We start from the raw sequence: 22,724 nt of genomic DNA, 5'->3' as shown, positions 1-22,724 counted from the left end.
CCACAACCTGCAGAAACACAACAACCTGCAGAAACGCAGCAACCTGCAGATACACAACAACCTGCAGATACGCAGCAACCTGCAGAAACACAACAACCTGCAGAAACGCAGCAACCTGCAGATACACAACAACCTGCAGATACGCAGCAACCTGCAGAAACACAACAACCTGCAGAAACGCAACAGCCTGCAGAAACGCAACAACCTGCAGATACGCAACAACCTGCAGATACGCAACAACCTGTAGATACGCAACAACCTGTAGACATGCAACAACCTGCAGACACACAACAGACTGCAAATACACAGCAAGCTACAGATGCACAAAAGCCCGCAGATGCACAACAAACTGCTACTGCTGGTGAAACGCCAGCACAACCGGCTAATGATAAACCCAAACCAATTGATATTTGGCGTCAACAGCGTCCGGCTGAAGATACTTTATCAAAAACAGAAACGCAGTATGATGATAAGACTGTAGTAAGTGTGGATGTTACAGGTATTGAAACTTTGCCCCCAACAACTGTAAGTGATGTAATAAAATTGAAGGCGGGAGATAGCTTTAAGAGCAGTGCGGTAGAAGCCGATCGGCAAGCTATCTATGATACAGGTTTATTTTATGATAATTATCCTACCTTTGAAGTGGTACCAGAAGGGGTAAAAGTAACATACCATGTTATGGAAAATCCTGTACTCAGTAAAGTAAATATATCTGGCAACAAAGAGCTCTCTACTGAAAAAATAAGATCAATGCTGACTGTAAAAGAAGGCGAAATTTTAAACAGTAAGACTTTGAGCAATGATATAAATAATATTGAAGCGGAATATAGAAAAGAAGGTTATATTCTCGCTAAAGTTGATGATATGGCTATAGATGAAAATGGAGTATTAACGCTTAAATTTAATGAAGGGATACTTGAAGGTTATTCGGTAAAAGGGAATGATAAGACTAAAGAAAAGGTTATAACCAGGGAAATGCGCATGAAACCGGGCGATACTTTTAATGCAAAGCTTGCCAAACGCAGTATGCAGCGTATTTATAATTTGGGCTTTTTCGAAGATGTAAATATGAAACTTTTACCAGGACAAACCCCTAATGGCGTAATTATTGAAACTACAGTAGTAGAAAAGCGGACAGGGTCATTTGGTATTGGTGCAGGCTATAGTAACAGCGATGGTGTAATTGGTATGATTAGCTTGAGCGATAGCAATTTCCGTGGAACTGGGGACGCGACTAAATTAACTTACGAATTTGGCGGCAACGATGATGATGACCATGGTATTACTTTTAGTTATCGGCACCCATGGCTTGATTCCAAAGAAACTTCAATGTCATTAAATTTGTACAATCGTACATATGAATATTATGATTACAATACAGACGGACATGAAATCGAAGGCTATAAGCGTAAATATGAGGGCGGTGAAATTACCTTTGGTCGTCCGGCAAATGAATATACAACAAATTATATAACGTTAAAAAATAGAAAAGATGAATATGATGGACATGAAGAAGGGGACTATGACCGTAGTAATGAAACTGAATGGCTCAACAGTAATTTTGGCACGACACGTAGTATAACCTTCACACATGCCCTTGATACAAGGGATAATGTTTATAATCCTAAGCAAGGCAGCAGTTATAGTGTGGCTGCGGAATTTGCTGGGCTGGGCGGCGACTTTAATTACAATAAATATACGTTTAGCGGCCAGCGGTTCTATGATTTAGGCCATTCACATGTTTTAGCACTGCGTTTGGACGCAGGTTATTCTGACAATGATTTACCAGAAGCCGGCCAGTTCCAAATAGGTGGACAAGGGTCCCTGCGTGGTTATAAAGATAACCAGTTTAAGGGGAACAGTATGGTTACGAGTTCTATTGAATATAGGTTCCCAGTGGTCAATAAGGTGCAAGGCGCACTTTTCTTTGACATGGGCGATGCATGGAGCGGCAAGGATTGGGCATGGCAGTCCGTTGAAGATTCTTTTAGTCTCCATCATAGTTATGGTATCGGCATTCAAATCGAAACTCCTGTTGGACCGCTTCGCCTTGACTATGGTATAGGTGAAGATGGTGGACGGACGAATTTCTCTGTGGGCGGAACTTTTTAAAAGTTTAAAGGCAAGCTTATGAATTTTAGGAAGATATTTTTGCTTTTGCCAGTATGCGTATTTTTGTTCAGCTTCCATAATGTCAACGCTGCAGTAACGGATGATAGCAATATTGCGGTAGATGTAGTTTCGGCAGGTCCTTTGCCGGTAATGATAAAAAACAGGATGCAGGCAAGCGTTACTGTGATTGCCGAACAACTTATGGATGGGAAAAGTCCCGATGAAATCAATGCGGGAAAAGCGCAATACGAGACAGTAATAAAAGAAGTTTTTGACAAAATCCTCATAGGTTATACAGTGGATGGAGTTACTATAGCGACTAGTGATGAACAGGTCAATGTAACGGTTAATTTGCTACCATGGGATGACACTATAACGGCTGTTGATGTGCAAATAAAAACAGACGGGGTGTCACCGGAAATAGCTGCGCTGGCTATGGCCGATATAAAAGGCATGCATGATTTGTTCGCGGAAAATTTGTGCGGGCTGCCGGTGGATGCTGTCGATTGGAGTAATGGTGTCCTCAAACACAGCTTAGATGATTTTATGGAGAAAAATTTACCAGAATTCAGGGCTGATTTTGAGATGCAGCCAGGTGCAACGGCAAAAGTAGTGGTGACTATTTACCCGCGTATGCCGGTTATCCGCAATATTGATTTGATGATGAGGTCGGATACTGTGCCCAATATTTATCTGTTACAGGAACGGGTATTTTTCCAAAATCAGATAAATATACTTTTAGGTGTTCCAGTAGCTTTTGTTGATAGGCATAAGGAGTATTTCGCACAGAAATTTGCAGAGGCATTAGATAAGCGGTCATCCTTTTCATTGCTTGGCATGCACACAGATGTGGACATAAAGACAGGTGAGCAGACGACAATAACCAGTCACTCAAATACAGCTAAATATAATATTGGTATTGAAGGATGGGCAGATTTTGGCCGCCATAATAGTGAAGATGAAAATATAACGTATAGAGTTCACCTGGGGAGGTTTTTGACACCTAAAAATGAATTTTTTACGCAAATATTTTTTAAACCACAAGAAACCGAAGTTGATTGGGCAGCAGGATATTACTATCACTTTGATAAAAAATGGCGCCTTGGCGGACGCTACTTTTTTGAAGACCAATATTGGAGTATTGATGCACAACGTGTATTTAATAAAAAATGGCTGGCACGGTTTGAGTATGCACCCGCAAAAGATAGCTGGGAAGGTGCTATTAGATATAATTTACATGATTTTGTAAGTCTGGAATATGTATGGCAGCAAGCTGACCATGAGAAAGATAGGTGGCTGCGCTTGATAGGGCATTTCTAATGCGTTGCTTGAATAAAAAAGTTTTGTTTGCTATAATGAGTCTGTCCTTACGGACATATATAATACGCTTGAACAAAGGGAGAATAGTTGATGATCAATTTTGAGAAGAAACAGATAAAAATTATAAGCTTTATCATCGCGGCTGTGTTCGTGTTGAGTATCGTGGCAATTGGTGTGTCACAGTACGATACGGGGACGGCTTGGGCTGCATCTTCATCTAATGTAGGAGTGGTTGATTATCGCCAGCTTGTTTCCAGTTCACCGCAGTTGGCACAGGTACGCCAACAAATGCAGGATGAACAGAAAAAGGCAGAAGATGATTTTAATGCCAAGGCTGCCAGCATGAGCGACCAAGAAAAGAGCGATTATGCTAATAAAGTAAGAACAAGTATGATGGAAAAGCAAAAAGAACTGCTTGATCCTATTATGGAAACAGTAAAAGCCAATGTCCAATCTGTCGCAGATGCAAAAGGGCTGGCTGTCGTACTTGATAAAAACAGTGTAATTTATGGAGGACAAGATATAACGCAGGATGTAATGAGTAAAATGAAAAAGCAGCAGTAATTGAGGCATAGAAATTTATTTGCTGTGCCCAAATATTCATTTCAGCATTATTGCGGAAGGGGGAGGCGGTCACGGCTAAATATCAGTTAAAAAATAGAAAAAATGCTGTTGTCGGGATAATAGCGATTGCCATTGTTTTATTAGCAGCCTTTTTTTTGCTAAAGTATTTTCATAAACCGGCTGTAAAGACTTCCCCCACTTACAGTGCCGGTGTCATAAAACTCAATGAGGTGCTCAAAACGCATCCGCGCTATAATGATTTATTAAAGCTTTATAGTGAAAGAGAAAGCATTGCTGCAGAAATGAGAGCTTTACCAGCAGACCCTTCAGCGGCAAAGTTAACGGATGACATGGAAAATGCGTTTGTTGATTTTGCTCAGCAAAAAAATGATATGGGTATACAGATTATGAACAGTAATCTGCAAGATGAGATGATTGCTAAGGAAAAAGATCTGCGTGCACAAATTGCGGATAGCATGAAGGCAGACATAAAAAAAGAAAATGATAAATATGAAAATGCGATCGTCAACTGTTCTTTAAAATTGGATAATGCAGAAAGTTTGCGGCTCACTCCTGATGAAGTGAATAATCTTCAAGGGGAGATGGCCCAGTTGAAAAATGAGCGTGCTGCTAAAGTAAATGCTGTCGTTGGAAAATATGAAAATTATGTACAAGCGGAGTTGCATAAGTATTATGCAGAACGTGTGAAATATTTCCAGGGTGTTCTGGCGCAAAAAAATGCAGATAATTTAGCAGGTGTTGATGCTCAGCAAACAGCTTTCAAAGATAAAAGAGATGCCATGATAAAAGAGCAAACGGATGAAATTGCTGAACGTAAAAAATCGTATATTGCCCTTTGGAAAAAACTTGATGATAAAAATAGCGAAATAAAGGCATTGCGGGAAAGCATGATTAATGATATCGCTTCAAAAGCGTCAATGTTTGCGGTCATGTATCATTTAGATGTCATTTATGCTGATCCAGAAGATGAACTAAATGAAATATTTTCCACAGATGATGAATGGGACAGCCTTTTTGATAACCATGTGGTCACGACAGCATCCGTGCGTGATATTACAAGCGATGTCATAAAACAAATGCAAGATGCCGACTGAAACCGGCAGGGAGGAATAAGATTTTGAGTCATAAAATGAGATACATCTTGATATCATCTCTATTGGTTATAGCAATGAGTGTCCTATTGACGGGATGTTCCAATAAAGCCAAAATAGGTTATATTGATATAGATCGGGTAGCAACGGAAAGTCCACAGCTAAAAACATTGAACGATGCTTTTGAAAAAGAATATAAACCCTATAATGACCAAATGGAAGATTTAGCCAAAAAACAGGATAGTATGTCTAAGGACGATTACACAAAAGCAGCGCAGGATCTTCAGCGTAAAGCTTCTGGTGTACAGCAAAAATACAATGCCCAAAGAAAGGCAATAGTAGATAAAGTAATGGAACAAATTTCCAAGGAAAAAGATCTATCCGCTGTGACAGTTAAATCTTCAGTGGGTATTGACCCAACAGCACCGGATGACAACGCAGCAAATATTGATGGCGTTGTGGTGCAAGGGGGAATCGATATAACAGATGAGGTTATACAGAAGTTACAGTAAGGGGATAATTGTCTATGGAAAAGACATTAGGTGAGTTGGCAAAAATTGTAGAAGGACGGCTGGCAGGCGATCCAACAATTGTTATTAACGGAGTAAACAGTATTGATACTGCTGTGGATGGTGATATTACATTTGCTGTGGATGGGCATATCAGTGAAGCAGAAAAATGTAAGGCATCAGCAATAATACTGCCTAGCACAGTTAATGAATTTCCTTTACCGGCTGTTTTTGTCGATAATCCGCGGGAAGTATTTATAAAACTCATAAAACTTTTCACTCCCCCGTTGCAGATAAAGCGCGGCATAAGTGATAAGGCGTCAATTGGTGCTAATGTCACAATTGGCAAGAATGTTGCCATAATGCCCTTTGCAGTAATAGATGATAATGCTGTTATCGGTGATGATGTTATATTATATCCACATGTTTATATCGGACAGCACGTAAAGATTGGCAGTGGTACTCTGCTTTATTCTAGCGTGACAGTGCGGGAATTTTGTGAAGTGGGTAAAAATGTGATCGTCCATAGCTCAGCAGTAATTGGCTCGGATGGTTTTGGTTTTGTTACGAAGAACGGAAAGCATATAAAGGTTCCTCAGATTGGTAATGTAGTTATAGAAGATAATGTTGAAATAGGGGCACATACAGGAATTGATCGTGCTGCTATGGGATCTACTTACATTCGGCGAGGAACAAAGATTGATAATCTTGTACATATCGGTCATAGCTGTGATATTGGCGAAAATGTTTTGGTCGTGGCGCAGACAGGTATATCAGGGTCCACTAAGGTCGGTAATAATGTAACTTTTGGTGGGCAAACAGGTGTAGTCGGCCATATAAATATTGGTGCTGGCTCGGTGTTTGCGGCACGGTCGGGAGTTATAAACAACACACCGGAAGGTGTGTTTTATGCAGGTTTTCCAGCAAGACCACATCAGGAGTGGTTAAGGATTATAGCAGCTTCAGTGCATCTTCCCCAAATATTAAAAAAAATAAGGAAACGGCAGCGTTTGGAAAACACGGAAAAATGATTGTCTTTATAGTACATCGTGTTTTTTAAAAGTGTTTTATAAAAGCTTATTAAAAGTGACGCAGTCTTAGTAAGAGAAAAATTTAACGGGAATAGTGTTAAATAATGATTTCTAAAAAAAACGGCGAGTGCCGTTTTTTTTAGTTTAAGTGTATTATTATATACAGTATAAGAGATGATGGTATTGTAATCTGAAAGGACGTTATAATGACGCGGAAAATATGTATGCTAACGTTGATTTTAACAGCAATCCTGTTGCACGGGATACATGCAGAAGCGGCGCCTACAACATATGGTTCAACAGGTCTCATCGATATTCCCACGGCTGATGTCATAAGGACTGACCAGTTAGAGCTCGGCTATTATAGTATGGATAGAAAAAATTATGAAGTTTTTGCAGTGCCTTTGACGAGAAGTATCGAAATGAGCGGCTCATTGCGCGATGAAAATGAAGATCGTACATTGAAAACGTTGAGTACTAAAATAAATCTTAAACAGGAAAGTATTATTAGTCCCGGGGTAGCTGTGGGTGTGTATGATTTGATGAACAATGATAAACGTTCAGTGTATATCTCAGCGAGTAAGGCAATGCCTTTTGGCCTTAGGCTGACGGCAGGAGTGGGGACGCAGTATTACAAAAATGGTTTTGTGGGATTAGAAACAAAATTGATTCCATTATCAAAGGGCGGTTCCTTTCCCGATATGTCATTAATGATAGAACGTATTGATAAAAAGACATCGTATGGTTTGCGTATGGCAACAGCCAAAGGTTTACAGATAACGGCAGGGTGGCGTGACAGAGAACCTTTTTGGGGTATTACCTATACTATGCCATAAAAACAGGAAACATATCTGGCATATAGCAAAAGGACTTGCAGGAAGGAGAATTGTCTTGTAAAATATAATAATATCAGGCAGGAGGATTTTTAATGTGTTATCAAACAACTTTGGACCGGAAAATCTTGTGTGAAGGGATAGGCCTTCATTCTGGGAAAAATGTCAGTATGGAAATTTTACCAGCCCCTGAAGATACTGGTATTGTTTTTATACGGACTGATCTCCCCGGAGCACCAGAGATCCGTGCTGTGGCAGAGAATGTTACGACGACTCTTCGCGCGACGACTATTAGCAGCGGTGATGTGCGTATTTTTACTATTGAGCATTTGTTGTCAGCTTTGCATATTTATTCTATTGATAATTGCTATGTAAAAATAGATGGAGAGGAGCCTCCGGTCAAAGACGGCTGCGCTGCTTATTTTTTTGCTGCCTTACAAAAAGCAGGCCGCAAACGACAGCAGAAATTGCGCAAAGAAATAATAATAGATAAAATATATCGTATAGATGACGGCGAACGTTTTGTTGTGGCATTGCCTTATGACGGTTTTAGGATAAGCTTTACATCTTTAAATGAGCACCCTTTGATAGGGATACAATATGCGGATTTTATGCTTAATGAATCGGTTTATGCAAAGGAGATTGCACCAGCGCGCACTATTGCCTACGAAAAAGAGATAGAGCAGCTGCGTAAAATGGGACTTGGGCTGGGTGGTACGCTGGAAAATGTGATTGTTTACAATGATAGCGGCTGGCTGAATCCATTGCGTTTTCCCGATGAATTAGTTCGTCATAAAGTATTGGACATAATTGGCGATCTCAGATTGAGCGGAGGAATCGTAAAGGGGCATTTTATTGCCGTTAAATCAGGCCATCAGCTTAATACAGGCTTGGCAAAAATGATTAGGAGACATAGTCAGCAACTTTGACAAGTGGAGGAAAAAAAATGATTGATATAAATGAAATTCAGAAGGTACTGCCGCATCGGCCGCCTTTTTTACTTATTGATCGCATATTGGAAGTCGTTCCTTTTAAAAGTGCTATTGGCATAAAGAATATAACGATGGGAGAATCTCAGTTCCGCGGCCATTTCCCTGGACATCCGATTATGCCTGGCGTCTTGATCCTGGAAGCAATGGCACAGGTAGGCGGCTTTGCTATGCTGTATCCTGAAAAAAACCGTGGTAAGCTTGCTTTTTTTGGCGGCATGGAAAATGTTAAATTTAAGGTGCCGGTGGTTCCTGGTGACCAATTGGTGATGAAGGCAGAGCTTATAAAAGTACGCGGTGATTTTGGCAAACTTCATACAGAGGCCTTTGTTGATGATAAACTTGTAGCACAGGGGGATTTTACATTTGCTTTAAAAACGGTAAATGATGCTGATAAATAGTTAACTTGAGCAGGGAAAAGCTAAAAATAGATGAAAATTTCCTGAAAATGATCATTTTCGAGGAAATATGAAGGGTGGAATATTTTTCCTCATGTGGATTTTATCCATATAAAAGACGACAGGCAGGTTTTGGCGTCAGTGAGGAGTAGGATTATGAATGCAGAAAATAAAGTAATTGCATATATACATCCAACCGCTGTTATACATCCCCATGCGAAAATCGGTAAAAATGTTCAAATAGGGCCATATGCAGTAATTGATGAAAATGTTGAAATCGGAGATGGCACGAAAATAATGCCACATGCGATGGTAACAGGTTGGACCGGAATTGGCGAGAATTGTGTTATTTATCCAGGAGCCGTTATTGGAACAGAACCACAGGATCTGAAGTTTAAAGGCGAAAAATCTTATGTCTTTATAGGTGACCGTACTGTTGTCAGGGAATGCGCAACTGTTCACCGCGGCTGCGGAGCGGAAACTGAGACTCGCATCGGTGATGACTGCTTGCTGATGGCCTATACCCATGTTGCCCATAATTGTGTCGTTGGCAATCATGTAATAATGTCTAATTCCGCTATGATTGCTGGACATGTAGTGGTTGAAGACCGGGTGGTAATCGGCGGAATAACCGGTGTCCACCAATTTGTACGCATTGGTCGTAATGCTATGATAGGGGGCGCCTCGAAGCTGGTACAGGATGTTGTTCCTTATACCATCGTTGATGGACATCCTGCTAAGGTAAGCGGCTTGAACAATGTAGGAATTTCCAGAGCCGGCATATCCATTGACGCCAGACGTAATATCAAGAAAGCATATAAAATATTATACCGTTCAGGGCTTAGTCTGTCACAAGCTATAGAAGTGATAGAGCAGGATGTTGAATCATGCGAAGAAATAGAACATTTTCTGCGCTTTTTACGCAATGCAGAACGTGGCATATGCCGTACGCGTAAAGAAAATGTGGAATAAAAGGGGATTTGTATGGAAGCTGTAGGGTTATTAGCCGGGGCGGGCAGATTGCCCGTAGAATTCGCGGCAGCAGCCAGGAGCATAGGATTAAAAGTTTTTGCTGTAGGGTTATTAGCATCTGTCGATGAAGAATTGGCAACTACAGCGGAATGCTTTGTAAGAATAAATGTAGCAAAGTTAAATGAAATTATAAAATTTTTTAAAGATAATCATATAAATAAGGTAACAATGCTCGGAAAAGTGACGAAAGAATTATTATTTAATGGGCAGCATGAACAAATGGACAGCAGAATGATAAAAGTGCTGTCGTCACTAAAAGACCGCAGCGATGATACCCTGATGCTGGCGTTTGTGAAGGAACTTGCCGCAGAGGGAATAGAAACAGTGGAGCAGACGGCATTATTAAAAATATTGATGCCGGATGCAGGAGTATTGTCTAAGAGAAAACCGACGGAAACTGAAATTGCTGATATTCGGTTCGGTTTTTCTATGGCAAAAAAATTGGGGGAACTTGATGTCGGACAGACTGTAGTAGTTAAGCAACAGGCTGTTATGGCATTGGAAGCTATAGAAGGTACTGATGCCTGTATTTTGCGCGGTGGGGCACTTGCCCAAAGCGGAGCAGTAGTGGTAAAGGTTGCTAAACCACAGCAGGATAATCGCTTTGATGTACCGGCAGTAGGAATAAAAACGATCGAATCTATGCTCACTGTCCACGCTGGGGTATTGGCTGTCGAGGCTGGCAAAACTATTATAGTGGATAAAGAAAAAGTTTTGTCATTGGCAAATAATAATGGGATAGCAGTAGTGGCCTTATGATAAATAGACGCGGTGGATTTTCAAAATGGATTATCCTCGCGTCTTTTTCTGCTTGCTGCGTTTTTTAATGAGTCTGTTTGGTTGGAGATATGGATGCATAAAATAATGTTTTCCGCTGGTGAAGTATCCGGCGATATGCATGGGGCTAATCTGGCACTTGCTTTAAAAAAAATAGAACCTGATATAAGGATGTTTGGCTTTGGCGGGACAATGATGCAGCAGGCTGGGGTTGAATTGGCTGCGGATATGGCACAGTACAGCGTCATGGGATTTTATGAAGTTTTGCTGAATTTGCGTAGGCTGGTTAAGCTTCGCAATAAGTTAGGCGCTTTGATGGAACGGGAAAAACCGGATGTGCTGGTACTTATTGATTATCCAGATTTTAATTGGCGCTTGGCTTCAATCGCCAATAAGTTGAAAATCCCAGTATTTTCTTATATACCTCCCTCAGCGTGGGCATGGCGCAAAGGACGGGCTAAGAAAGTGGCCAAAATGGCTGATATGATTGCGGCAATTTTTCCCTTTGAAATGGCAGTGTATGAAAAAGCTGGAGCAAATATTGAGTTCGTTGGTAATCCGCTGGTTGAAACGGTAAGAGCTTCCATGCAGAAGGAAAATGCATATAAATATTTTTCTATAGATGGCACGAAAAAAAACATTTTGCTTTTACCGGGAAGCCGCCGTCAGGAAATAAAGAGTATATTGCCTGTAATGCTTAAGGCTGCACAACTGTTTGCCACAAAAAATGGCAATGCCGTCTTTCATATGGTCGCAGCGCAAAATATCGAAGTGCAAGAATTACATAAGATGACATTGAAGTATGGTTTAAAGATAAATTTTCATAAGGATAAACTTTATGATTTGATGAAAATTTGTGATATTGCTTTTGCCACGTCTGGAACAGTGGTTTTAGAAGCTGCATTGATGGGACTTCCTTCTGTTGTCTTATACCGTATGTCAAGAGTGACATACTATATTGCCAAAATGTTTGTTAGTGTGCAGTTTTTCAGCCTGCCGAATATTTTGGCAGGAAAAGGAATAATCCCGGAATTGTTGCAGAATAAAGTCACGCCAGAAAATATCGTGGCGGCAGCAGATTCCCTTATACAAAATGGCCGGGCAAAAAACAACGAAATGCTGGAGAGTATAAGATATAAGCTTGGTAAACCAGGAGTGTCAGCCCGCACGGCAGAACTGATAATAAAAACAGCGGATGGGCGGTTTACTCAGGCATAAAGGATAGTTAGCACAAAATCCAATGAATAGGAATAAAGAATAACGAATGAATAATAATTATAAGCGGCTTTTACTATTTATAAAACCTTATGTCCCGCGATTAGGGATGGCAGTTGTCTGTATTATTATGGCAGCGGCGGCGAATCTTTATGTCCCATGGATCATAAAGGATTTGATTGATAAGGTGCTGGCGCAAAAAGATATGATGACGCTTAACCTGCTGGGAATAGGAATTATTGTAGTCTTCTTTTTCCGGGGGATATTTTACTATGGGCAGACATATCTTGTGTCCTATGTTGCGGAAAGAGTCATTATTGATATAAGGGAAGTTCTTTATAAAAAGTTTCAGGAATTTCAACTTGCTTATTATGAAAAACAGCAAACTGGCACGATAATGAGTTATATAACTAATGATGTGGCTGCTTTGCAAGCAGCATTAGTTAACAGCTTGATTGATATGGTTACGGAGCTATCGATTTTTATTGGTTCTGTCTGCATGATGTTTTATCTTGATTGGAAGCTTGCGTTGGTAACGATAATAGTAGTCCCGCTCATCGGCAAAGCCATGAAGATTTTCGGCCGCAAGCTTAAGGATAATGGAGCAATAGTGCAGGAAAGGACAGCCGATATAACTTCACTTCTGCAAGAAACGATTTCAGCAGTGCGTGTCATAAAATCTTTTGTGCGTGAAGATTATGAGATAGAGCGTTTCCAAAAGCAAAATTACCTAAACTTCAAAGCTAATATGAAGGGTGTACAATTGATGTCGCTGCTCACTCCTACGGTGGAATTTTTAGCAGCCGTCATCGTCACCTTGATCCTCTGGTTCGGCGGTTATCAGGTAGTACATGGCAGTTTGACTGCCGGATCTTTGGTGGCTTTTTTAACATATGCCGTCAACTTATCAAATCCTGTAAAGCGTATCAGCCGTGTCTTTGGTAGTATACAGGCGGCTATGGCAGCAGCTGACCGTGTATTTAGTGTGTTGGATACAAAAGAGAAAATAAAGGACAAGGAAAATGCAATAGTACTTCCTGAGATTACGGGGAAGGTAGAGTTTAAGCATGTAGGTTTTTCTTACAATCCAGGGCGCGCTGTGATCACTGATTTGTCGCTAAAGGCAGCGCCAGGACAAGTGATTGCTATTGTAGGTCCAAGTGGAGCGGGTAAAACCACAATTGTTAATCTAATCCCGCGCTTTTATGATGTTACAGAAGGCGCTGTATGCATTGATGACATGGACGTACGTGATGTGAAAATCAGCTCATTGCGTGAACAAATTGGGATAGTCCCACAAGAAACGATGCTTTTCAGTGATACAATAATGCACAATATACGTTATGGCCGGCTCGATGCCACTGATGAAGAAGTTATAACTGCGGCAAAGGCTGCTAATGCGCATAATTTTATTTTAGAATTGCGCAATGGCTACGAAACGCAAATAGGTGAACGGGGCGTAACTTTGTCCGGCGGGCAACGGCAGCGTATTGCGATCGCCCGTGCCATATTAAAGAATCCACGTATATTGATCCTTGATGAAGCAACATCTGCCCTCGATACGGAAAGTGAAGAACTTGTCCAAGAGGCTTTGGATAAGTTGATGGTAGGGCGGACTTCATTCGTTATAGCCCATCGATTGTCTACTATTCTGCAGGCTGATAATATAATCGTCATGGAAAATGGGAAAATGGTCGAATCGGGTACGCACCGCGAATTGTTGGGAAAAAATGGCTTATACAGCCATCTGTACAATATACAGTTTAATGATAAAAAATCTAGGCAGGTGTGATTGATGCAGATACTATATGACATTGTAGTTGTAGTGCTCATAATTATACTGATGCCGTATTTTCTTGTCCGGTTGATAAGGGAAAAAGGATTTGGCGAGCGCATGAAGCAAAGTTTTGGCTTTTTGCCGAAACATGCGCTTGACAAGGTAGCAGGGAAGGACTGTATTTGGGTACATGCGGCGTCTGTTGGTGAAATTGTTGCTACAAGTCCGTTAATAAGAGAATTCCGCAAGGAATTTCCAGATACGCCTATTCTGATATCGGTAGTTACCTGTTCAGGTTACACTATGGCTAACCGCATAATAGATGATGCTGATAGTATAATATATTTCCCTCTTGATCTGCCCTTTTTAGCGGCAAATACTGTCAAGAAAATACGACCACGTATTTTCTTACCAGTGGAGACGGAACTTTGGCCAAATCTTCTCAAAGCAGCACGGCGTTATAATGTGGCAGTAATGATGGTAAATGGCAGGATTAGCGATAAAAGTGTCAAGAGATATCAGTATATGTTCAGTTTGCTCAGCGATATGATTGGGACAGTAAATAAATTTGCGATGCAGTCAGAAATAGATGCATCCTATATAATACAGCTTGGTGCTGATCCTAAATTGGTCGCAGTGACAGGTAACACAAAATTCGACCAAACTTATACCAATGTATCAACTGAGGAGAAAAAAGAGATTATTGAGGAAATGTGTTTGGCGGATGCAGAGGGAATAGTGATTGCGGGTAGCACACATAGAGGCGAAGAAGCTTATGTATTGAACGCATTCGCTAAACTGAGGGCGGAGTTTCCTAAAATAAAGTTAATTATTGCACCGCGTAAAATTATACGCAAAGATGATATAAAATCGATTTGTGAACAAAGTGGTTTTAAAACAGCATTTCGTACTGAATTGAAAGAAAAAGCAGCATATGGACATGATATTGTTATTCTTGATACAATAGGCGAGTTAGGCAAGATCTATAGTGTCGGGGATGTCATCTTTGTCGGTGGTAGCCTTGTACCACATGGCGGACATAATATACTTGAGCCGGCAGCCCATGGTAAAGCAATAATTGTCGGCAAGCACATGTTTAATTTCAAGGATACGTACATGCTTTTTAAAAACCGTAATGCTTGTATAACAGCAGAAGATGGTAAAATGCTGACAAGTGAAATGCTTGAGCTGTTCCGCCATCCGGAAATTCGTCATAGAATGGAAACGACAAGTCTGGCGATAATTCATGAAAATCAGGGAGCATCGCGTCGTTCGGCAATTATTTTACGGGATGTGTTGGACGAACTGGGGAAAAACCATAAGACCTTGGCAGTTCCTTCAACAGAAGCAATTGAAAATTTTCAGACGTATTTATTTGAATTAGTGCATGGTAAGAGGAAAAAAACTTTTTCCGGACGTATTTTAATTGCTGTCCTGCGGTTCTTTTCTTTTATCTATGAACAACTGGTAAACTTAAAATTATGGCTTTATCAATGTAATATTTTGAAACAGAAAAAAATTGATTGTTATGTGATCAGTATTGGTAATATTACTGTCGGGGGAACAGGAAAGACACCAACTTCACAGCGCTTGGCAAAAGAGATAAGGGCATTAGGCTATAAGGTCGCTATTTTAAATCGTGGTTATAGAGCTAAATGGCATGGCGATGTAGGTGTGGTATCTGATGGGAAGAAGTTGCTGATGACAGCGGCGCAAGCGGGGGATGAAGCTTTCCTGCTCGCTAAGAATTTACCAGATGTACCTGTACTTATTGGTGCGGACAGAGCTATTACAGGACGGTACGCCATTGAACATTTTGGCATAGAAATAGCTATTTTGGATGATGGATACCAACATTGGCAGTTAAAGAGAAATTTGGATATATTATTGGTTGATTCAATAAATATTTTTGGTAACGGGTATGTTTTACCGCGGGGAACCTTACGGGAATCCTTGACGCATCTAAACCGTGCAGATGTCTGTCTCTTGACAAAGGTGGACCAAGCGGCACCACATTCCTGTGAATATATAAGAAAAACCTTAGCTCAAAATAATAATCATGCTATGGTAGTTGAAAGTATACATAACCCTAAAGGTTTTGTAGAAATTGGTGATTGGTCAGATAATATTGGCAGTACAGGCAAGAAAATAACGGAAATGGCAGGTTGTAAGATAATAGCCGTATCGGCTATCGGTAATCCGGCTTCACTTGAGCAGACCTTGCAGAGTATAGGCACGATTATTGTAGAGAGCATCCGTTTCCCTGACCATCATGATTATACGGCGGCAGAGATAACGGCTGTGATGCGGCAGGCTGCCTCGCGTGGTGCAGAAGCTATCATCATAACTGATAAGGACGCGGTTAAGTTCCCGCGGCAGATTATTGAACAGAAGGATAGAATCCCAATTTATATAATCAGTATTGAAATAAAATTTAAAAAGGGTGCAGAGGAGTTTGACCGATATCTCAGAGAACATTTGCCACCTTTGAAAAATAAATGAAAAGTATGTGTTTTACCCAGTATAAATAGATTTATTCGTGGAGGTTAATGGACAGATGAAAATAATTTGTATAATACCAGCACGCTTTTCATCGACACGCCTGCCGGGAAAACCACTCGCCGACGTTGCAGGAAAACCACTTATAGTGCGTGTCTATGAGCAGGCGATAAAAGCCAGTGTTCCAACTGATTTCATTGTAGCAGTAGATGATGTGCGTATTTTTAAAGCGGTGGAAGCAGCAGGTGGAAAAGCTGTTATGACTCGTCAGGACCATTTGACGGGCACAGACAGGCTGGCGGAAGCGGCGGCACATTATCCGGATGCGGATGTTATTATAAACATACAGGGGGATGAACCGCTCATTGACCCTGAACTGATAGACCGATTGGGTAATTTGTTTATTACAAATGAAAATCTTGATATGGCTACGGTAATGACGCCTATGCTTGAAGAAGAGAAGAATGAACCGGGAAACGTTAAAGTGGTAACAGACCAGAAGGGTTATGCAATTTACTTTTCCAGGGCATTAATACCATATCCACGGAACGATACTGCAGTACCAGTATATAAACACATAGGCATATATGCCTATAAAAGAGCGTTTTTGCTTAAATATGCACAGATGGCTCCTACTCCGTTGGAAAAAACGGAATCACTTGAGCAGCTTAGAGCTATTGAAAATGGCTATAAAATAAAAGTAATAACTTCAGATAAACGGTTTATTGGTGTAGACACACCGGAAGATCTTATCAAGGTAAACGAATATTACAGAACAAAAGAGGGAAGAAAATAATTATGAATAATGTTAAAATAGCAGATTTTGAAGTAGGACCGGGAAATCCGCTGCTTTTATTGGCAGGCCCATGTGTGTTAGAAGGTTACGAGCGCAGCCTGTATATTGGGAAAAGAACAAAAGAAATAGCGGATAGGCTTGGTATTCCTTATGTTTTCAAAGCATCCTTTGATAAGGCAAATCGTTCATCATATAAAGGATTTCGTGGCCCCGGTTTAAAAGAAGGATTAGCTATTTTGAAGAAAATAAAGGAAGAATTAAATGTTCCTGTTATCAGTGATGTACATACAGAAGAACAGGTGGGACCAGCAGCGAAAGTATTGGATGTAATCCAGATACCGGCGTTCCTTTGCCGGCAAACAGACTTGCTTTATGCAGCAGCTAAAACAGGAAAAACTGTCAATGTAAAAAAGGGGCAGTTTATGGCACCTGGAGATATGAAAAACGTAATAGACAAAATAAAAAGCGCTGGCAATGAACGGATTATGCTTACAGAAAGAGGCGTTTCTTTCGGGTATAATAATCTCGTAGTAGATATGCGTGCTTTCCCTATAATGAGATCATTTGGTTATCCAGTGATTTTCGATGCTACACATAGCGTGCAGCTGCCTGGTGCTGGTGGAACATGTTCGGCTGGAAATAGTGAATATGTAGAATATTTAACACGTGCTGCCGTAGGAGCAGGGGTAGACGGCTTGTTTATGGAAGTGCATGATAATCCGAAAGAAGCACTTTCTGACGGACCTAATATGGTACGGCTTGATGATCTGGCTGGTATTTTAGAAGATGCACTGGCAATACATGAGATTACCAAAAAGCATTTTTGAATTATTGGTAATAGTTAACTGGCGTAAAAATTTTTAACTCAAAATTGGGATTGTCAATATAGATGAAATTTAATCGATGGCGGGCAGTTTTTGGTAAAACGTGGTATAAATTAAAAAACAGACAACCATCGAAGAAACCGGGAGGTTCATAATATGAAAGGGACAATAAAAGATAAAGCACGTGAGACACTAGCAATAGAAGCAGATGCCGTAAAAAATCTCACTTCGCATATAGATGATGAATTTGAAACAGCAGTAAAAGCTATTTTACATTGTAAGGGTCGTATAATATTGACAGGAATGGGCAAATCCGGGCATATTGGCAGAAAGATTGCCGCTACATTGGCCAGCACAGGAACACCATCCTTTTTTATGCATCCAGGAGAAGCTTTTCATGGAGATTTAGGCATGGTCACTGATGAAGACATTGTTATGGCATTGTCACACAGCGGTGAATCAGCAGAGGTTATAAATATACTGCCGATAATCAAAAGAATAGGAGCTTCTATTATCGCTATGTGTGGTAAAAGGGACTCTTCTCTTGGTAGAAATGCTGAATATTACATAGATGTGAGTATTGAACGGGAGGCTTGTCCGCTGGGATTGGCACCGACAGCCAGCACAACGGCAACATTGGCCATGGGCGATGCCGTGGCGATGGCTCTTTTATCAGTGCGTAATTTTACAGCGAAAGATTTTGCAGTCTTTCATCCAGGCGGTGCATTGGGACGGAGATTGCTCTTGACTGTGGAAAATGTTATGCATAGCGGAAAAGACAATCCAGTTATTGCTAAAGATAAAACAGCAAAAGAAGCATTGTTCCTGATGACCGATAAAGGGCTTGGTGCCACTTCGGTAGTCGATGCTGCAGGAGTGTTTATTGGTCTTATTACGGATGGTGATATTAGACGCGGTCTTTCTAAAGGGATTGAATTCCTTAATGAACCGGTTGAACATCTTATGACAAAAGCACCGCTTACTATTACCAAAAATAAAATGGCAGCGGAAGCGTTGAGGATTATGGAAAAACATAAACCACGCCCCATTACCGTTTTACCAGTAATCGATGAAGCCAATAATCCTATTGGTATTGTCCATCTTACTGATTTACTGCGGCAGGGTGTGATGTAATGCTTTTGAAAGAAGAGGCAGTAGCACATGCGGCAAAGGTGCGCATGATCATATTTGATGTCGATGGTGTTTTAAGTGATGGAAAATTATATTATGGTAGCGACGGAGAAATTTTTAAAGCCTTTTTTGTAAGGGATGGATTGGGTATAAGCCTGGCTAGACAAAGTGGCATAAAATTGGCTATAATAACGGGGCGTGCATCAGCTATAGTAGAGAAACGCGGTAAAGAATTAAAATTTGATGCGGTTTATCAAGGTAATTTATATAAGCTGAAAGCCTACGGAGAAATAAAGGAAAAGTTTTCTCTTAACGATGACCAGATCGCTTATATTGGTGATGATATAGTGGACTTACCAATTATGACAAAAGTTGGTTTCCCGTCTGCAGTGGCAGATGCAGTGCCGGAAGTAAAAAATACTGCTTATTTAGTTAGTGATTTTGCCGGAGGAGAAGGAGCTGTACGGCAAATAGTAGAATTTATCCTTAAAGCCCAAAAAAAATGGCAGCTTATAATAAAAAACTATCTTAATGATGGTGGCAGCTCAGCAGGGATGCTGGATAATCGCTCACAGTAAAGCAATTACTGGATAGATATAAGCAGTTATCATAATAGATGAAGAAACGGTTGGTTTGTCTGCACCGCTTACCGGAATAATGGCTGCAGTCGTGCAGAGGTGACTGAGAGGGGAAAGCGCCATTGCAATACTATATTTTAAAAATTTTAAGTTTTTGTGTGTGTTTGCTACCACACAAAGCCTTACTATATATGGGTAAAGTTTTGGGAATATTGTACTTTCATTTGATAGCCAAAGAGCGCAAAAGGGCAATTGCGCAAATGCGTGCGTCATTGTCTAATAGTGAAGAAGAGGCGGCAAGGCTTGTTCGTGAATCATTTATAAACATGGGCAGGACGTTTATGGAGATACTCTATATGCCGCACCTCAATAAGAATAATATAAATGATTTCGTTGATCCGCGGGGACTGGAAAAATTGCGGGAAGCCCTAAAGGAAGGACATGGCGTCGTTGTTTTGACGGGGCATGTTGGTAATTGGGAATGGATGGCAGCGTCAATGGCGTTTAATGGCATTCCGACGACAACTATTGTAAAACCACAACCCAATTCACAACATACACGAATATTGAATGAATATCGTGAAATGGTCGGAGTAGAGGTTTTTGCCCGTGGGACAAGTGAGTTGCTGGCTGCGGCCAGGGCACTGAAAAAAGGAAAAATCTTGGGCTTTTTGGCTGACCAGGACGCCGGCCCCGGTGGTGCATTTATTGATTTTTTTGGCAAACCGGCTTCAACCCCGCTGGGGCCTGCTGTATTTGCCCGTAAATTTCAATCACCGGTGGTTCCTTTATTTATTGTTCGCCGTAAAGATGGCAAACACAGGCTTATTGCTGGTGATATTATGCATTGTGAGAGCACGGATAATGCGGATGCGGATTTGCTGCAATTTACAATAAAAATGACAAAATTTGTTGAAGATGTTATCAGAGAAAATCCAACTCAGTGGTTATGGTTTCAAAAGAGATGGAATACAGCACCAGATGAGAAAAAAACAAAACATCATGTATCAGGAAGACGATAACATATGAAAATTTTAAGTGATAATAAAAATAAAATAGCGATATATGCATTCATCATAGCTGTAATTGCGATTTGTGTATGGGCAGTGACCACTAAGCCGGCAACACAAAAAAAAGCAGCTGATGACACTCCCAAACAACAGACTATGGATTATACAGGAAATACGATCGTTGAAGAGCGTGATGGCAAAAAAATCTGGGAAATAAGCGCGGACAGTATAGTGATGGACCCGCAGACGCAAAAAGCCGAAATGCAGAATATAACCGGTAAGTATTATGATGAAAATGGTTATACGCTGACATTAACGGCAGCACATGGTATTTATGATGATAAAGCAAAAAACATCACAATGGATACAGGCGTGCATGTAGAACGGGATGACGGCTTGACTTTTGATTCACAGTCACTGTCTTGGGACAATGATAGTCAGGTGTTTACTGGTGAGGGCAATGTAAAGATAGTAAAAGGTGACATGCAGGCTGAGGGTAATAAGATAGAAAGCAGTAATGCTTTTTCACAGTTTAAATTGTCAGGAAATGCTCATATCGTAAAAGGAAGTGCAGCAAAATGAAAATAGACTATGTAATAAAAATGTCAGTAGTGGTTCTTACAGCAGTTGCCTTGTACACTGGGACGGTTTCTGCTGATGCGGGTAAACCAACAGAGCTGAATGCAAATACTATTGAATATAGCACGTCTTCAGGTGTTATAACAGCTACGGGAAATGTTGTGATGTCACAGGAAAGCGCACGTATTAGTGGTGCCCAGGCAGTTTATAATTCTAAGACAGGCGAAGGCCATATAACTGGTAATGTCGTTGCAGATAAAGGTAATTTGCATATGACTTCTGACGAAGTATTTACGCAAGGCGCAAATATGCTCATTGCCAATGGTAATGTTGTTGCCCATCAGCTTGATAAGACGGTGACAGGTTCGAGGCTGGAATATAATACGGATACGGATTATGCGCTCATGCCAAGCGGTGGGACTATCGCGACTGGTGATGGCACTATAACAGGAAATCGTATTGAAGCTTATATGCAGGAAAATCATTTTATTGCGACAGGAAATGTCCATATAGTAAGTCAGACACGTAATATAGATGCATATAGCGATAATGCCAATTATTATGGCAATGACAGCGGTAAGGTCATTTTGACTGGTAATGCTGTGGCTATGCAGGATAATAATACATTACGCGGTGAAAATTTGACATTATACTTAGATGATACTGGCCAGGCTGCGGTAAAATAAACAGCTCTAAACAGCGGCGCGTTTTGCGCCGCCTTTGTATATAAAAAATACAGTTTTGTTGTAGCATTAGTAATTTATAATGGCACGTAGAAAAATGATTTCAAGTAAATTTGCATTTTGCATTGCAAAATTGATCATATTTGTTTATATTAAAAGTGCATATTCTATATGCACTTTTTAAATGAGTTTATTCCTGGCGGCTAAACTATCTGGAGGTACAAACTTGAATATAGAGGCGAAAGAGCTCATAAAGACTTATAAAGGGCGTAATGTGGTAAATAATATATCACTTAATGTAGAAAAAGGTGAGATTGTAGGACTGCTTGGACCAAATGGGGCTGGCAAAACAACAACTTTTTATATGATCATAGGTATTGAACGGCCGACTAAAGGACATGTTTTTTTATCGGATGTGGATGTTACGAAAATGCCTATGTATAAAAGAGCTGAGTTGGGGATCAGTTATCTGGCACAGGAATCATCTATTTTTCGCAAATTGACAGTAGAAGATAATTTAATGGCAATTTTAGAAACGACATCATTGACAAGAAAGGCCCAGCATAAAAAAAGAGATGAATTGTTGAAAGAATTTGGTCTTGAACGCGTTCGTACGCGCAAAGGGCTGCAACTTTCCGGTGGAGAACGCCGGCGGGCTGAAATCGCAAGGTGCCTTGCATTGGAACCGCAGTTTATTTTATTGGATGAACCTTTTGCCGGGATTGATCCGCTGGCAGTAGCTGATATTCAGGAAATAATAGCATATCTGTGCAAACGTGGTATGGGAATTTTAATTACAGACCATAATGTACGTGAAACTTTGAATATAGTTCATCGTGCGTATATAATGAATGAAGGGAAAATTCTTGTTGCCGGTGATAGCAAAACAATAGCCAACAGTCAGATTGCCAAAAAGTTTTATCTTGGCAATAATTTTACGTTATAGGAGCAGTTG

At 40.5% G+C, this 22,724-nt stretch carries 22 protein-coding genes (1 of these 22 only partly in view); all 22 read left to right on the top strand.

The features are described 5' to 3' along the window. On the top strand, positions 1–2,112 hold the 3' portion of the coding sequence (locus tag EDC37_RS03605; RefSeq protein WP_424449984.1) for a BamA/OMP85 family outer membrane protein. The gene continues 258 nt to the left of window position 1, outside the view; only the last 2,112 of its 2,370 coding nucleotides appear in the window; its start codon lies beyond the left edge, outside the window; it ends in the stop codon at positions 2,110–2,112. 39 nt (positions 2,113–2,151) lie between these two features. Then, a complete protein-coding gene (locus EDC37_RS03600; protein WP_132548009.1) occupies positions 2,152–3,432 on the top strand; it encodes an acylphosphatase in 1,281 nt (426 codons plus the stop codon). A 90-nt stretch (positions 3,433–3,522) separates the two neighbouring features. Continuing rightward, entirely contained in the window at positions 3,523–3,996 is a 474-nt protein-coding gene (locus EDC37_RS03595) for an OmpH/Skp family outer membrane protein (protein ID WP_132548007.1), read from the top strand. 155 nt (positions 3,997–4,151) lie between these two features. Beyond that, positions 4,152–5,111, top strand: a complete 960-nt coding sequence (locus tag EDC37_RS03590) for a hypothetical protein (RefSeq protein ID WP_132548005.1) — start codon at positions 4,152–4,154, stop codon at positions 5,109–5,111. A gap of 23 nt (positions 5,112–5,134) precedes the next feature. Then, entirely contained in the window at positions 5,135–5,620 is a 486-nt protein-coding gene (locus EDC37_RS03585; protein ID WP_132548003.1) for an OmpH/Skp family outer membrane protein, read from the top strand. A 14-nt stretch (positions 5,621–5,634) separates the two neighbouring features. Beyond that, entirely contained in the window at positions 5,635–6,648 is a 1,014-nt protein-coding gene (lpxD, locus tag EDC37_RS03580) for a UDP-3-O-(3-hydroxymyristoyl)glucosamine N-acyltransferase (protein WP_132548001.1), read from the top strand. A gap of 206 nt (positions 6,649–6,854) precedes the next feature. Next, positions 6,855–7,484, top strand: coding sequence for a YjbH domain-containing protein (locus tag EDC37_RS03575; RefSeq protein WP_132547999.1), 630 nt, complete (start codon positions 6,855–6,857; stop codon positions 7,482–7,484). Between the two features lie 92 nt (positions 7,485–7,576). Then, positions 7,577–8,410: a UDP-3-O-acyl-N-acetylglucosamine deacetylase gene (gene lpxC, locus EDC37_RS03570; RefSeq protein ID WP_132547997.1), complete on the top strand. Its 834-nt coding sequence runs from the start codon at positions 7,577–7,579 to the stop codon at positions 8,408–8,410. A gap of 17 nt (positions 8,411–8,427) precedes the next feature. Continuing rightward, on the top strand, positions 8,428–8,871 hold the full coding sequence (gene fabZ / locus EDC37_RS03565; protein ID WP_132547995.1) for a 3-hydroxyacyl-ACP dehydratase FabZ: 444 nt from the start codon (positions 8,428–8,430) through the stop codon (positions 8,869–8,871). A gap of 153 nt (positions 8,872–9,024) precedes the next feature. Continuing rightward, positions 9,025–9,840 (top strand): acyl-ACP--UDP-N-acetylglucosamine O-acyltransferase, encoded by an 816-nt coding sequence (lpxA, locus tag EDC37_RS03560; protein WP_132547993.1) that lies wholly within the window; start codon positions 9,025–9,027, stop codon positions 9,838–9,840. 12 nt (positions 9,841–9,852) lie between these two features. Further along, positions 9,853–10,659 carry an LpxI family protein gene (locus EDC37_RS03555; protein WP_132547991.1) on the top strand — a complete coding sequence of 269 codons (807 nt, stop codon included), beginning with the start codon at positions 9,853–9,855 and terminating at the stop codon, positions 10,657–10,659. Positions 10,660–10,752: 93 nt separating this feature from the next. Next, the gene (gene lpxB, locus EDC37_RS03550; RefSeq protein ID WP_132547989.1) at positions 10,753–11,895 is read left to right on the top strand and encodes a lipid-A-disaccharide synthase; all 1,143 of its coding nucleotides are present in this window, start codon (positions 10,753–10,755) and stop codon (positions 11,893–11,895) included. 46 nt (positions 11,896–11,941) lie between these two features. Next, on the top strand, positions 11,942–13,684 hold the full coding sequence (locus EDC37_RS03545; RefSeq protein WP_132547987.1) for an ABC transporter ATP-binding protein: 1,743 nt from the start codon (positions 11,942–11,944) through the stop codon (positions 13,682–13,684). A gap of 3 nt (positions 13,685–13,687) precedes the next feature. Continuing rightward, a complete protein-coding gene (gene lpxK, locus EDC37_RS03540) occupies positions 13,688–16,171 on the top strand; it encodes a tetraacyldisaccharide 4'-kinase (protein WP_132547985.1) in 2,484 nt (827 codons plus the stop codon). A gap of 55 nt (positions 16,172–16,226) precedes the next feature. Beyond that, entirely contained in the window at positions 16,227–16,964 is a 738-nt protein-coding gene (kdsB, locus tag EDC37_RS03535; RefSeq protein ID WP_132547983.1) for a 3-deoxy-manno-octulosonate cytidylyltransferase, read from the top strand. A 2-nt stretch (positions 16,965–16,966) separates the two neighbouring features. Next, positions 16,967–17,791, top strand: a complete 825-nt coding sequence (gene kdsA / locus EDC37_RS03530; protein WP_132547981.1) for a 3-deoxy-8-phosphooctulonate synthase — start codon at positions 16,967–16,969, stop codon at positions 17,789–17,791. A gap of 153 nt (positions 17,792–17,944) precedes the next feature. Continuing rightward, complete coding sequence (locus EDC37_RS03525; protein ID WP_132547979.1) at positions 17,945–18,922, top strand: KpsF/GutQ family sugar-phosphate isomerase; 978 nt, start codon at positions 17,945–17,947, stop codon at positions 18,920–18,922. Next, positions 18,922–19,497 carry a KdsC family phosphatase gene (locus tag EDC37_RS03520; protein WP_132547977.1) on the top strand — a complete coding sequence of 192 codons (576 nt, stop codon included), beginning with the start codon at positions 18,922–18,924 and terminating at the stop codon, positions 19,495–19,497. The genes EDC37_RS03525 and EDC37_RS03520 overlap by 1 nt, the downstream gene beginning before the upstream one ends. Positions 19,498–19,619: 122 nt before the next feature. Next, positions 19,620–20,519, top strand: coding sequence for a lysophospholipid acyltransferase family protein (locus tag EDC37_RS03515; RefSeq protein WP_132547975.1), 900 nt, complete (start codon positions 19,620–19,622; stop codon positions 20,517–20,519). Positions 20,520–20,522: 3 nt separating this feature from the next. After that, on the top strand, positions 20,523–21,089 hold the full coding sequence (gene lptC, locus EDC37_RS03510) for an LPS export ABC transporter periplasmic protein LptC (RefSeq protein WP_132547973.1): 567 nt from the start codon (positions 20,523–20,525) through the stop codon (positions 21,087–21,089). Then, positions 21,086–21,772 (top strand): LptA/OstA family protein, encoded by a 687-nt coding sequence (locus EDC37_RS03505; protein ID WP_132547971.1) that lies wholly within the window; start codon positions 21,086–21,088, stop codon positions 21,770–21,772. The genes lptC and EDC37_RS03505 overlap by 4 nt, the downstream gene beginning before the upstream one ends. Positions 21,773–21,995: 223 nt before the next feature. Further along, complete coding sequence (gene lptB, locus EDC37_RS03500) at positions 21,996–22,715, top strand: LPS export ABC transporter ATP-binding protein (protein ID WP_132547969.1); 720 nt, start codon at positions 21,996–21,998, stop codon at positions 22,713–22,715. The last annotated feature ends 9 nt before the right edge of the window (positions 22,716–22,724 follow it).

It is taken from the genome of Pectinatus cerevisiiphilus (assembly GCF_004341685.1).
In the GTDB taxonomy this organism is placed as follows: domain Bacteria; phylum Bacillota; class Negativicutes; order Selenomonadales; family Selenomonadaceae; genus Pectinatus; species Pectinatus cerevisiiphilus.
This window is presented reverse-complemented; position numbering and strand designations above follow the sequence as displayed.

What these genes read in the sequence shown, in the direction of transcription:
- EDC37_RS03595 (WP_132548007.1), top strand. Translation starts at nt 3,523, where the DNA reads ATGATCAATTTTGAGAAGAAACAGATAAAAATTATAAGCTTTATCATC.
- lpxD (WP_132548001.1), top strand. Translation starts at nt 5,635, where the DNA reads ATGGAAAAGACATTAGGTGAGTTGGCAAAAATTGTAGAAGGACGGCTG.
- EDC37_RS03575 (WP_132547999.1), top strand. Translation starts at nt 6,855, where the DNA reads ATGACGCGGAAAATATGTATGCTAACGTTGATTTTAACAGCAATCCTG.
- lpxC (WP_132547997.1), top strand. Translation starts at nt 7,577, where the DNA reads ATGTGTTATCAAACAACTTTGGACCGGAAAATCTTGTGTGAAGGGATA.
- fabZ (WP_132547995.1), top strand. Translation starts at nt 8,428, where the DNA reads ATGATTGATATAAATGAAATTCAGAAGGTACTGCCGCATCGGCCGCCT.
- lpxA (WP_132547993.1), top strand. Translation starts at nt 9,025, where the DNA reads ATGAATGCAGAAAATAAAGTAATTGCATATATACATCCAACCGCTGTT.
- EDC37_RS03555 (WP_132547991.1), top strand. Translation starts at nt 9,853, where the DNA reads ATGGAAGCTGTAGGGTTATTAGCCGGGGCGGGCAGATTGCCCGTAGAA.
- lpxB (WP_132547989.1), top strand. Translation starts at nt 10,753, where the DNA reads ATGCATAAAATAATGTTTTCCGCTGGTGAAGTATCCGGCGATATGCAT.
- EDC37_RS03545 (WP_132547987.1), top strand. Translation starts at nt 11,942, where the DNA reads ATGAATAATAATTATAAGCGGCTTTTACTATTTATAAAACCTTATGTC.
- lpxK (WP_132547985.1), top strand. Translation starts at nt 13,688, where the DNA reads ATGCAGATACTATATGACATTGTAGTTGTAGTGCTCATAATTATACTG.
- kdsB (WP_132547983.1), top strand. Translation starts at nt 16,227, where the DNA reads ATGAAAATAATTTGTATAATACCAGCACGCTTTTCATCGACACGCCTG.
- kdsA (WP_132547981.1), top strand. Translation starts at nt 16,967, where the DNA reads ATGAATAATGTTAAAATAGCAGATTTTGAAGTAGGACCGGGAAATCCG.
- EDC37_RS03525 (WP_132547979.1), top strand. Translation starts at nt 17,945, where the DNA reads ATGAAAGGGACAATAAAAGATAAAGCACGTGAGACACTAGCAATAGAA.
- EDC37_RS03520 (WP_132547977.1), top strand. Translation starts at nt 18,922, where the DNA reads ATGCTTTTGAAAGAAGAGGCAGTAGCACATGCGGCAAAGGTGCGCATG.
- lptC (WP_132547973.1), top strand. Translation starts at nt 20,523, where the DNA reads ATGAAAATTTTAAGTGATAATAAAAATAAAATAGCGATATATGCATTC.
- EDC37_RS03505 (WP_132547971.1), top strand. Translation starts at nt 21,086, where the DNA reads ATGAAAATAGACTATGTAATAAAAATGTCAGTAGTGGTTCTTACAGCA.